Origin of the sequence: Helicobacter pylori (assembly GCF_001998165.1) — a bacterium.
Lineage (GTDB): Bacteria > Campylobacterota > Campylobacteria > Campylobacterales > Helicobacteraceae > Helicobacter > Helicobacter pylori_DL.
The window spans coordinates 1-724 of record NZ_MTWR01000096.1 but is presented as its reverse complement, the minus strand read 5'-3'; the positions used below and the strand labels follow the sequence as shown (position 1 = coordinate 724).

Here is a 724-nt window from a genome sequence, read left to right as displayed (position 1 = left end):
TGATTTGTTCTAATTTTTTAGAAGTTCTTGTGTTAATGGATATAAGCGTGAGTAGGGGCATCATAATTTGATTAAATTTTTTAATTTCATGCACGGACGGCATGTAAATGGGATATTTTTTAAGCAAATTTTTTTGTAAGTGTTTAAGGCTAGTTCCTTGAAAAAAGCTTTGATTGATATGGGTTTTCACGCTTGAAAGCAGTAAATATAAATAGTCGCTAAATTCGTTAGCGCAAATACACCAAGTATCCGTTGAATAAGAAGCTTTGCCTACATAAAATTTAATACCAGCATTACCGCCAGTGTTTAAAAAGCAATTTCTGCCATCAATGATCGCTTTAGGGTAGGATAGGATATTATCTCCGCTTGTAAAAAAAGGGTATTTATCTTGGGTTTTTTGGGCGTTTTTAACCATAATACTAGATTTAGGATTTTCAATAATAATTTGTTCTAGCTTTGCATTTTTAGGTTTGTATTTGAAATAATATTCATAGACTTTATGAGCGAGGTTGTGTAAAAGCTCGAGTTTGAGCATGGCGTATTCCCCGCTCACATTATAGAGCGCTAAAGGGAGCAAAGTGTGATCTCTGATTTCTTTAACAATATCCAAATACGCCAAAGCCGGTTTCACCATTAAAATATCCGCACCCTGTTTTTCATCTTCTAAACTTTCTAAAAGCGCTTCTTTTTTATTAGCGTAATCCATTTGATAGCTTTTGCGATC

1 protein-coding gene and 1 pseudogene are annotated in these 724 nt (G+C 33.8%); both read right to left on the bottom strand.

Going from position 1 to position 724, the window contains the following annotated elements; all coding sequences use genetic code 11:
• A partial coding sequence (locus tag BZK24_RS10070; RefSeq protein ID WP_242423437.1) for a restriction endonuclease subunit S occupies positions 1–415 on the bottom strand: 415 nt, incomplete at its 3' end.
• 108 nt (positions 416–523) lie between these two features.
• Positions 524–724: pseudogene (locus BZK24_RS10065) on the bottom strand (porphobilinogen synthase); the annotation flags it as partial.